We start from the raw sequence: 10,689 nt of genomic DNA, 5'->3' as shown, positions 1-10,689 counted from the left end.
ATAATTTCAATTAGATTTATTTTTTAATTGAAATAATAATCAATTATGTTATAATTAAAATATAAAAATAAAATTTAAAAGGAAATATACATGGCTACAACACCTATAAAATTTATGGACGTTAGATTCATTAATCCATTTATTGTATCTTTAGTATCAATATTTAAAGAGATGGCTGGTCTTACTATGGAAAAAGGTACTTTAGTTAAAGGACAAGGTCGTAAGCTATTCTCCGGATATGGTGTTGCTATAGGAATTGTTGGCGATGTTAATGGACAGGTGCTTTATGAATTTCCTGAAAATTTCTCTCAGCTTCTTACTGAAAATCTTACAGATAAAAAAAGAGGTGAATACGACTCTGAAGATGAATTTGAAGATATGATGAGAAGCGTTATCAATGAAATGGGAAATACTATAAGCGGTCTTGCAATTACTAAATTAGCTGAAGAAGGTATTAGTTGCGATATCACTCCTCCTATACTTTACTTTGGAAAAGAAATACAAATTATACCTAAAAATTTGCAAACTATAATTATTCCTTTCCAATCTTCTCTAGGATTTGTAAGTGTTAATATTGCTATGGATGCATAATAATATTAAATGATAAAAAATATCATATATATATTTATAATATCTTTATTATTATCATCATGCAGTAATACTGTAAGCAACAATATTGTACATACTAATGATATAGTAATAAAGCCGGATATAAATGATAAATATAAAATCACTCCGAATGCTCTCAGATTAAAATTATTATCTGAATATACAGAAACTCATTATGGCAGTAAACTAATATATTTAGATAATCCTCAAATAATAGTCGTACATTCTACAGAAACTCCCAATCTAAGTATAGCCGTAAATATATTTAAAAGTGATACTTTAATAGGGAGACCCGATATAGAAGCAGGAGGCGAAGTAAATGTAGGAACTCATTTCTTAGTTGATTTTGATGGTACTATATACGAAAATACTCCTATTGAATATATAGCAAGGCATACTGTAGGATTTAATTATACTTCTATAAGCATAGAAAATATAGGTTATGCCGATAAATTGACAAAAGAACAATTGGAAGCTAATGTAAAATTGATAAAATATATAAAAAGCAAATATAAAAGTATAAAATATATAATAGCACATTATGAATATAAAGATAAAACTCTCCCTCATTATTCTCTATATAAAGAATTAAATACAAAATACATAAATCCGGGAAAAAGAGATCCTGGTACTAATTTTATGAAAGAATTAAGAAAAAGAATTTAAATAAAAATATAAGGTTTATTATTTATGGAAATACTATTAGTTTATTTATTTGAAATATTTATCATTATTATTTTGATTATGCTCTCTGCTTTATTTTCAGGCAGCGAAACTGCATATACTTCTATTGATGATGTTACTTTGATGCGTTTAGTAAGAGAGAAAAAAATAAAGGAAGAAGATAAAAAGTATTGGGAAAAATCAAGCTCTATGATACCTACCCTATTAGTCGGCAACAACATAGTAAATATTTCAGCAAGTTCAATCATAACCGTATTTGCTGTGAGACTAGCAGATATTCTGCCTAATATATCTACTAATTTAATGGTTACAATATCTACTGCTACAATAACAATACTAATTATAATATTTGGAGAAATACTTCCTAAAGTGATTATGAGAGTTAATGCTGAAAAAATGATGCCTTATCTTCTATACTTTATGAAGTTCTGTCATTTTATATTCAAGCCTATAACTTTTTTAATGGATAAAATAACTACTTTTATAATGAATTATTTTGTACCTAAAAGATTAAGAGATGCTGAAAAAAGAAGTGCATTATCAAGTATGGACGACATAACAACTATAATACATTTGGGGCATAAAGAAGGAATAATTAAGGAATATACTCATGAAATGCTTACAGGTGTAATAGATTTCAGAAATAAAACTGTAGAAGAAATAATGACTCCAAGAGTTGATATGGTATGTATTGAAGCTGAAACTGATGTAAATGAAATAATAAAACTTACTGTAGAAACAGGGCTTTCAAGATTTCCTGTTTATGAGGAAACTGTTGATCATATAATAGGAATTTTTCATACTAGAGCTTTATTTAAAGAATATGTTAAAGGAGGCGGAAAATTAAATAAAATAAAAAAGAAAGCCATTGATTATATAATGCTTCCATATTTTGTACCTGAAACTAAGACTATAAGCAGCTTATTTAATGATATGCAAAAGAAAAAACTTCAGATGGTAATTACTATTGATGAATACGGCGGAACTGCAGGACTTGTTACTATGGAAGATATAATAGAAGAAATAATGGGAGATATAGAAGACGAAAGCGATAAAAAAGAAGCTGATGTAATAAGATTTAAAGGTAAAAGAATTATAATAAATGGAAATGCTCCTATAGAAGATGTTAATAAAACTTTAAAACTGCAATTAGAGCATGAAGAATATCAAACTATAGCAGGATATGTAATTGATATGTTGGATCATATTCCTGAAATTAATGAGCGTTTCATACTTAAAGGATACAGGGTGAGAATAATGAAAGTTGAAGACAGAAGAATAGTTGAAATGGAATTCACCCCTCTAAAATATACAAGAACAAATGAAAATGAAAATACTGATACACAAGAAACATCTGATTTAGAAAAAAATGATTTAGAAATTTTAAATGAATAAGATAATTATAAAAATAATTACTAACTAGGAAAATAATTATGATAAAAAAAATAATCTTTGCTTTATTTTTAATATTACTATCTTCATGTGCTGATAATAAAGAGGAAAAAGAAAAAAATCCAGAACCTCCTAAAAGTATTAAATTAGTATTTACAGGCGATATAATGACGCACCCTACTATTGTAAATGCTTTTGAAAGCAATGATGTTTTAATAGATTTAAAAGATTATTTTCAAGGGGACATTGTATTTGCTAATTTAGAATTTGTTGTAAATACAAATAAACCTCCTATGCCTTATCCAGAATTTAATGGCTCACTAGATTATTTAAAATATTTTTTTAATTATTTTAATACTTTTTCAATAGCAAATAATCATGCTTATGATCAAGGAGCACAGGCAGAGGCTGAAACTGTAGCAGAACTTCACAGAAACAATAAACTAACTTTAGGAGGCTCTACTAATTCTCCTAGTATAAGCCCTATTATAACAAATATTAATAATATACCTTTATTCATATCGGCATATACTATGCTTGATAACGGATTAAGTCATAAAACAAATAAAAATGGACATTTCTATTTTATGAATTTCTTTCCAAAACAGGAAGATTTGCTAGAAAAAGTAAAATCTGATTTAGCACTTGCTACAAACAATGAAATAAAAATAATATCTCTTCATTTCGGATTAGAATACACAACATATCCTGAAGAAAAAACAATTGAAACTGCAAGAGCTTTAATAGAAAATGGAGTTGACATAATAGTAGGTCATCATCCTCATGTTCCAAGACCTGTAGAAATTTATGAAGGAACTAATCATAGCGGAATAATAATATATTCATTGGGTAATTTCATTGCAAATCATAAAGGAAGATATCCTCATCTAGATATAGGTACAGTTGTATCATTAAAAATCAATGAAAATAAAGAGATTAATTTTTCTTATGTACCAACTTATTATGCTTTCTTTAAGCAAAATGGATTTGAGGTAATAATGAAGCCTATAAAAGAAGACCCTAATATTAATATGCCTGCTTTGGCAAGCAATTATGTATACAGCACTTATGATACTAATGCCATAAAAAAAGGTTATGAGCTTATACATAATTTTTACTCTCCTCTTACAAATGATAAAGTAAAAACTATGTTTGCTTACAATATAACCAACATAAGTATTATATCTAACAATAGTTTAGCACATAATTAATATTTATAAATGTCTTAAGAGGATTTTTATGATAAAGATAATTCCTCCTATATGGTTTGTAAATAGAAGTTCTTATAATAAAGTGTTCAGCAATTATTTTAATAAACTTTCAAATGATGATAAAGAAGAATATAAAAAACTTTTTGAAGAGCCTATAATATTTAAAGGTTTTTATGACATAAAACCGATTAATGATTATAAAACATTATATTGTAATAATATAGAATTAAATCAAAAATATTCTTTATTAAAACTTCAAAAAGATTTTAATTCTGGTAAGAAGATTGAATTTCTATTCTTTTACGGACATACTAATGATAAAAAAGAAATTAATAAATCATCATTAAGTCAGTGGTATATTAAAGATTTTATAGAGAATGATTTGACATTTAACTGCATGGAAAAATATATGATGTACAATAAGGCATTATTATTTGATGATAAAGACACAGCGAATGAAATTTTGAATACCAATCAGCCTAAAGCTATAAAAGAACTTGGAAGAAAAGTTAAAAATTTTGATGATGAAGTGTGGGATAAAATGAAATATAAAATAGTATTTATAGGCAATTATTATAAGTTCTCACAAAATACTGAATTAAGGAATTTCTTATTAAGCACAAAAAACAAAGTATTAGCTGAGGCAAGTCCTTATGATAAAGTATGGGGAATAAAAATGAAATACGATGATGAAAATATAGAAAATCCATTTTGTTGGAAAGGAGAAAATTTATTAGGCTTTGCTTTAATGCAAGTGAGAGATGAAATAAAAAGAGTATATAAAAATTATGATTTGATAGATTGGACTAAATTCATAAATTATAAAGACATATAATTTCTATTAATTATAATTTTTCTACTTCTTCTATACTCAAGCCTGTTAATTCGCTAATAAGATTAATATCCATATTTTTATTTTTCATATTTTTAGCTGTCAATATTTGATTTTCTCTTATACCTTTCTCTATACCTTTCTCTATACCTTCTTTTATACCTTCTTCTCTTTCTCTTTTAAGCATTAAAGTCTGCCCGTATAAAAAAGCATCTCTAGCATTATAAACTTCCATTTCTTCTTTACTTGATATAAATCTTTCATATTTATCTATTACTTTAGGCATAATACCATTAACCTCCTTTAATTTATCTTTTACTTCTTCTAAATCTTTAACTGTAAAAAACTCTATCCAAGATAATATTTTATTTTTCTTAATATCATCTGTATTTGAATTATGTAATATTTTTATAAATCTTGGTATTTCTATAATATGCATTTGAATAATATCCAATGATACATTATGATTTTGAGTATCTATGAGCTTAAAACATCTATGAGCTTTACCTTCATCGTAAAAGTCCATATTAAAATTCACAAAATTAATACTTATAACCTGGCTAATAATATCATAAGATTCATTTTCATTAAGTTCGCTTACTATATTTTTTGATATATAATAGTATATTCTCTTTACAAAATCAATATTTCCAGAAAGCTGTATTTCTATAATAATTTTTTTATTATCTTTAGTAATTGCTTTAACATCTAAAACAGACTCTTTAAGATTAATATTTTCAGGTAAATTATGAGGATTTATTATTTCTAAATTATAAACTTCTTCAAAACCTGAATCTCTAAGTACACAATTAACTATATTTTCAAGTATGTCTTCATTACCTACAGAGCCTAAAAGATAACGGACAAAGTAGTCATTCATTCTATTTATATTTCTCATAAACAGATTATAACAAAAAATAAAACAAAAGTAAATATTTTTTATTTTGTAAGGAGTTTTATTATCTCTTCATTTTTTCCGTATTCTATGGCATAATACAATGCATCATAATTACCATTTTTTATATTTTTATCAGCACCAGCCTCTAAAAGCATTTTTGTCATTTCTAAATTTCCGCTACGACAAGCCCACATTAATGCAGTCTTGCCATTATTTTGAACATTAACATCGGCATTATTTTTAAGAAGCACTCTTACAGCATTAATATTATTATAATAAGCTGCTTCTGTCAATGCGGTATCATCATTTTGATAATTTACATCTGCACCACTATCAATCAGCTTTTGTAAAAAAACTTCATTGGTAGAATACACTACCGTATTTATCAATGGAACATTACCGCTAAGTAAAGTTGATTGATTAAGATCACAAACTTTTAAACTTTTATTCAAAGAATCAGAACCATTTTTAAGTAAAATATCTGCTATATCATCATGTCCAAACATATAAGCATAAATCAAAGCATTTACATTATTGCTATTTCTTTTATTTATATCAGCTTTATTTGCAATCAAAATTTTTACCGTTTCTTTATAGCCTTTCATAGCAGCATACATTAAAGGTGTTTCTTCATTTTCATTATCTCCGTCATAAGATATATTAACATCTGCTTTATTTTTTATTAATAGTTTTACCATTTCAATATTTTCTTTTCTATTATACTCTAAAGCACAAAATAATGCTGTTCTTCCTCTAAAGCCTTGATAATCAATATCAGCCCCATAACTTAAAAGTAGTTTTACCATTTCCATATTATTATTATCAACTGCAAGTATCAATGCAGTATCTCCATCATTTACTACAGTATTAACATCTGCTTTATATTTCAAAAGAAGCTTAGCCATTTCTATATTATTATCCATAACTGCATGTGATAATAATGTAAAATCTTCATAATCAAGATCATTAATATTGACATTATATTTCTTAAGAATATTCTCAGCTTCTTTAACATTACCTTCATTCACATATTCTCTTAATCTTTCATAAGCTTTAGTTTTATTATCCGTTTGACTGTATAAATACAGACTAAATAAAAATAAAATAAATATTAACTTTTTCATAATTCATAAACCTCTTTAAATTATTAAACTTTTATTTATCTTTAAAAAATACCATTACAATAGGAGCTATAAAAGAAAAAATAAAAGAGTAAATACCATAAACATAAATAAAGCTGTATATTTTATTATTTCCAATCACTGCCTCATTTATATTAATATTGTTTTTTAATATTTTTATTATTGATTTTATATTTTGTATTGTTATATATACTAAATTAACAGCTATTATTATATTAAGAACTGTTATAGAAATTTCATTTATTTTATTTTCCGAAATAATCACTCTGTATATGCTAGTACTTAACACTAATATATTAAATAAAAATGCTAGTATAGGAAATATTATATACATTGATTTTGTTATTATTCCAGCTTTATAGTCAGCTCTTACAAAGTATAAAGTAAAAACAGATAAAATTAATAATGCATTATAAATTATAAAAGATTTTGTATTGTAAAAAGGTCTTATTGGTTCATATAGTAATGCAAAAAATAAAGCGAATATTAAAAATGAATATAAAAATAATAACCCTCTTGAAATATATATTGATAAAACAGTTTTAAATCTATTTTGCACAAAGAAAAATATAAAAGGTATTAGAGAGAAAACAAATACAATAGACATAAAAATAAGTTTTTCTATTAACGGTTCTAAATCATTTACTATATAAGCTCTAAAAGTAAATTTATCATATAAAAAAACAATGAATACCCAAAATACAAATGCAATAATTCCTGCTATTGTAGAAAATACAATTATATCTCCTATCTTAGTAAAACTATTAGATGTATTATTTTTAAAATTGTTATCAGCTAAAAGTATTATAATAAAAAACATTATATAAGATAATATACTTTTATTAATCATTATATTAGACATAAAAAAATCAAGCATATCAGGTATTGAATCTTTTAAAGGAGCTGAAGTAAATATACCAAGCAAAAGTAAGAGTAGAAATGATAAAAATGTTATTAGTATTGTTCTTTTATTAACATTTTCAAAATTACTGTTTATACTAAATAAAAATGAATAGCAGAAAAAATAAAAAAGTTGAAAATAAAAACCATTAAAAATCATATTGTAAATTAATTTTTCAGCATCGTATGTAGTATCAGATAATAATATATATACATTAGCAGGAATAGAAGAAATTATCATTAATATAAATACTAATATGAAATATATTATTTTTTTACTGCTTAAATTCATTAACTTATTTTCAGACATTTTTCATAACCTTTATTATTTTTTATTAATAATTGACAATTGATTATAATCTATAATTATAAATTGTAAAGTATTTATATGCTTGACATTATTGAATATAGATAATATGTGAAAATTTAATAATCAAAAAAATTATTCATATCATTGAAAATTTCTCTCATACTTCCTCTTAAAATTTTAGCATTAGGAAGCGATTGAATGAATTGAGTACCGTAAGTTTTTGTGTAAAGTCTTTTATCAAGAACAAATACAACACCTCTGTCATCTTTGCTTCTTATAAGGCGTCCGAATCCCTGTTTGAACTTTATAACAGCAAAAGGCAAAGCATAATCTAAAAATGCATTTCCTCCATTTTCTTCAATGTATCTGTATCTTCCTTCGCTTATAGGATCAGTAGGTACAGCAAAAGGAAGTTTTGGTATAATAACTACTTCTAAATTTTTGCCTGCTACATCAACTCCCTCCCAGAAAGAATCTACTCCGTATAGTACATTATTGGAAGATGCTTTAAACATATCAAGTAAAGTATGTCTATGTACAGAAGCAGTCTGAGCCAAAGCATTTATATTTTTAGATTTTAATTTTTCAGCAGTGTTTTCATATACATTTACAAGAGAGGCAAAAGATGTGAATAATATAAAAGCCCTTCCTCCTGTGATATTACATACATCTAATAATACCTTTGAGGTGAAATCATTAAAAGTATCAGAAGCCACATCAGGCATATCAGTTGCAATATAGAGTCTTGCATTATCTTCATAATTGAAAGGAGATTCTAAATATATTTCTATTTTTTTATTTTTTTCTATATAATCAAAACCTAATCTGTTTGAAAAGAAATTAAAACTCTTAGAAACAGTTAAAGTAGCTGAGTACATTGCCACAGTATCAAATCTTGAATATAGAAAATCATTTAAATTCTTTGCTACTGTTACAGGTGTTAAATGCCAATTAAGAATAAGATTTCCTTTTTTTGTGAGCCTTGTCTCTACCCATCTTATATATTCGTCTTTTTTATAATCTATTACAGAGTTTAACGATACTAATTGTCTTTTAAGCCTCTCCAAATAAGCATTAGACATTTGAGCAATTTCTTCATAATCAAAATCTTTTTCAATAGCAATATCAAAAAACTTTTTATATAATTTATCACATATATTCACAAGGGAAGTCATTGAAAGTACCATTTCTCTAAGAGGCTTTAATCCGTCATTTTTCCAATGATTAGTGCTTACAAGCTCTGGACTTATTCTGAATTTATATCCTAGTCCCTCTTTAGTCTGTATATTTTTATGACAGTAATTTATAAACTCTTTTGATTTATCTTCAACAATATTCCTAACCCTTGAAGTTAAATCATGTGCTTTGTTTATCAAATCAAGTATTTCATCGTATTCATGCTTTTCAATTAATGCTTTTTTTTCATTGAGCATATTGTTAATACTTTCTATAACCCCAAGTCTTTTATTTTTCTTTATCCTTGAAATATAGAAAAGTGCCTTTAATATTCCGTTTTTACTTCCTTCATCACCGAAGTAACTTGAAGCGGAGTTTTCAAAATTATGTGCTTCATCGATTAACACTTTTGTATATCTTGGAAGAAGACTATATCGTCCTGCAGTTTCAGCGTATAAAGATAAATCTGCACAAAGTATATGATGATTAACTATCAATAATTGAGCTGCATTCAACTGCTTACGCATTTTATAGAAATAGCAGTCTTCTAAATATTCGCATTTTCTATGAGTGCAGGTATCAGTATCGCAGCAAACCATTTCCCATAATTCGCCTTTGGGTTTGTATCCTAAATCTGTTATAGAACCGTCTTTAGTTATATTAAGCCAATGATCTATATCTTCAAAGAAATTTATCTGCTCTTCAAAATCTAGTTTATCAGTATCATTCAAAGCATCTTTTACTTTTTTTATGCATACATAATTATTTCTGCCCTTAACCAAAGCATATTTGACATTCGGAGCAATTCCCCCTATAATAGAAGGTATATCCTTTGAAATAATCTGCTCCTGTAAATTTATAGTGTTTGTAGAAATAACTATTCTTGTTTTATTTTCTTTTAGCCATAGTAAAGCAGGTATTAAATATGCAAAAGATTTTCCTATTCCAGTACCAGCTTCCGATATTAAATGTTTATTATTATTAAATGCCTCTATAGTAGCTTCAACTAGTTCAGTCTGTTCCTGTCTGTATTCGTACTTTTTTAATAATTGACTTAAAAGCCCATTTTCTGTAAACATATATAAAGCATCGGGAGCATCTATAGTTTTTATATTTTCTGCTTTTATAGGCTTTACAACTTCATAATAATCATCAACATCATTATTAACTATATAAAAACCTACTCCTGCATTGTTTCCAAGTTCGCTTGCTATTGCTAAATCTGCTCTTGACGGAGTGAGCTGTCCAGATGGGTGATTATGAATTACAGCATCAAATTCTAATGATAATGATATTATTGCTGGTACAGAGTCTTTATTTCCCCTTGCCATAACTTCTATATAGTCAAGTATTCCATAAGCATTAAAATTTATTCCAAAATATACTTCATTGCCATAGGCATCTACTATTGCCTTTCTCATATAATTAATTGCATCTATGGAAAATACATTATCTATTTCTTTTGCATAATTATTATTCATATTAGTATAATAATATAGTATATATCGAAATCTTTGTCAATTATTAATTTCATA

At 26.0% G+C, this 10,689-nt stretch carries 9 protein-coding genes; 5 read left to right on the top strand and 4 right to left on the bottom strand.

What is annotated here, in order from left to right:
- Positions 1-90 precede the first annotated feature (90 nt).
- Genes A966_RS09695 through A966_RS09675 form a run of 5 tightly spaced genes read left to right on the top strand, consistent with a single transcriptional unit; the run spans position 91 to position 4,731 of the window.
- Positions 91-591 (top strand): chemotaxis protein CheX, encoded by a 501-nt coding sequence (locus tag A966_RS09695; protein WP_008725054.1) that lies wholly within the window; start codon positions 91-93, stop codon positions 589-591.
- A 9-nt stretch (positions 592-600) separates the two neighbouring features.
- Entirely contained in the window at positions 601-1,275 is a 675-nt protein-coding gene (locus tag A966_RS09690) for a peptidoglycan recognition protein family protein (protein WP_008725052.1), read from the top strand.
- Between the two features lie 24 nt (positions 1,276-1,299).
- The gene (locus A966_RS09685) at positions 1,300-2,688 is read left to right on the top strand and encodes a hemolysin family protein (RefSeq protein ID WP_008725050.1); all 1,389 of its coding nucleotides are present in this window, start codon (positions 1,300-1,302) and stop codon (positions 2,686-2,688) included.
- A gap of 38 nt (positions 2,689-2,726) precedes the next feature.
- Positions 2,727-3,896, top strand: a complete 1,170-nt coding sequence (locus A966_RS09680) for a CapA family protein (protein WP_008725047.1) — start codon at positions 2,727-2,729, stop codon at positions 3,894-3,896.
- A gap of 28 nt (positions 3,897-3,924) precedes the next feature.
- Positions 3,925-4,731, top strand: coding sequence for an NADAR family protein (locus A966_RS09675; protein ID WP_008725045.1), 807 nt, complete (start codon positions 3,925-3,927; stop codon positions 4,729-4,731).
- Positions 4,732-4,741: 10 nt separating this feature from the next.
- Here the strand turns inward: A966_RS09675 and A966_RS09670 are convergent, their stop codons facing one another.
- From A966_RS09670 to A966_RS09655, 4 genes are all read right to left on the bottom strand, one after another.
- Positions 4,742-5,626 carry an Rpn family recombination-promoting nuclease/putative transposase gene (locus tag A966_RS09670; RefSeq protein WP_198643177.1) on the bottom strand — a complete coding sequence of 295 codons (885 nt, stop codon included), beginning with the start codon at positions 5,624-5,626 and terminating at the stop codon, positions 4,742-4,744.
- A gap of 41 nt (positions 5,627-5,667) precedes the next feature.
- Positions 5,668-6,750, bottom strand: a complete 1,083-nt coding sequence (locus A966_RS09665) for an ankyrin repeat domain-containing protein (protein WP_008725040.1) — start codon at positions 6,748-6,750, stop codon at positions 5,668-5,670.
- A 31-nt stretch (positions 6,751-6,781) separates the two neighbouring features.
- Positions 6,782-7,978, bottom strand: a complete 1,197-nt coding sequence (locus A966_RS09660) for a hypothetical protein (RefSeq protein WP_008725038.1) — start codon at positions 7,976-7,978, stop codon at positions 6,782-6,784.
- A gap of 116 nt (positions 7,979-8,094) precedes the next feature.
- Positions 8,095-10,635 (bottom strand): helicase C-terminal domain-containing protein, encoded by a 2,541-nt coding sequence (locus A966_RS09655; RefSeq protein WP_008725035.1) that lies wholly within the window; start codon positions 10,633-10,635, stop codon positions 8,095-8,097.
- Positions 10,636-10,689 lie beyond the last annotated feature (54 nt).

It is taken from the genome of Brachyspira hampsonii 30446, from assembly GCF_000316195.1.
GTDB classification, from domain to species: Bacteria; Spirochaetota; Brachyspiria; order Brachyspirales; family Brachyspiraceae; genus Brachyspira; species Brachyspira hampsonii_C.
Note: the sequence above shows the minus strand (reverse complement) of the source record. Positions and strands in the feature narration are given on the sequence as shown.

Excerpts from the sequence above, each read along its gene's own strand:
- A966_RS09695 (WP_008725054.1), top strand. The coding sequence starts at position 91 with ATGGCTACAACACCTATAAAATTTATGGACGTTAGATTCATTAATCCA.
- A966_RS09690 (WP_008725052.1), top strand. The coding sequence starts at position 601 with ATGATAAAAAATATCATATATATATTTATAATATCTTTATTATTATCA.
- A966_RS09685 (WP_008725050.1), top strand. The coding sequence starts at position 1,300 with ATGGAAATACTATTAGTTTATTTATTTGAAATATTTATCATTATTATT.
- A966_RS09680 (WP_008725047.1), top strand. The coding sequence starts at position 2,727 with ATGATAAAAAAAATAATCTTTGCTTTATTTTTAATATTACTATCTTCA.
- A966_RS09675 (WP_008725045.1), top strand. The coding sequence starts at position 3,925 with ATGATAAAGATAATTCCTCCTATATGGTTTGTAAATAGAAGTTCTTAT.
- A966_RS09670 (WP_198643177.1), bottom strand. The coding sequence starts at position 5,626 with ATGAGAAATATAAATAGAATGAATGACTACTTTGTCCGTTATCTTTTA.
- A966_RS09665 (WP_008725040.1), bottom strand. The coding sequence starts at position 6,750 with ATGAAAAAGTTAATATTTATTTTATTTTTATTTAGTCTGTATTTATAC.
- A966_RS09660 (WP_008725038.1), bottom strand. The coding sequence starts at position 7,978 with ATGTCTGAAAATAAGTTAATGAATTTAAGCAGTAAAAAAATAATATAT.
- A966_RS09655 (WP_008725035.1), bottom strand. The coding sequence starts at position 10,635 with ATGAATAATAATTATGCAAAAGAAATAGATAATGTATTTTCCATAGAT.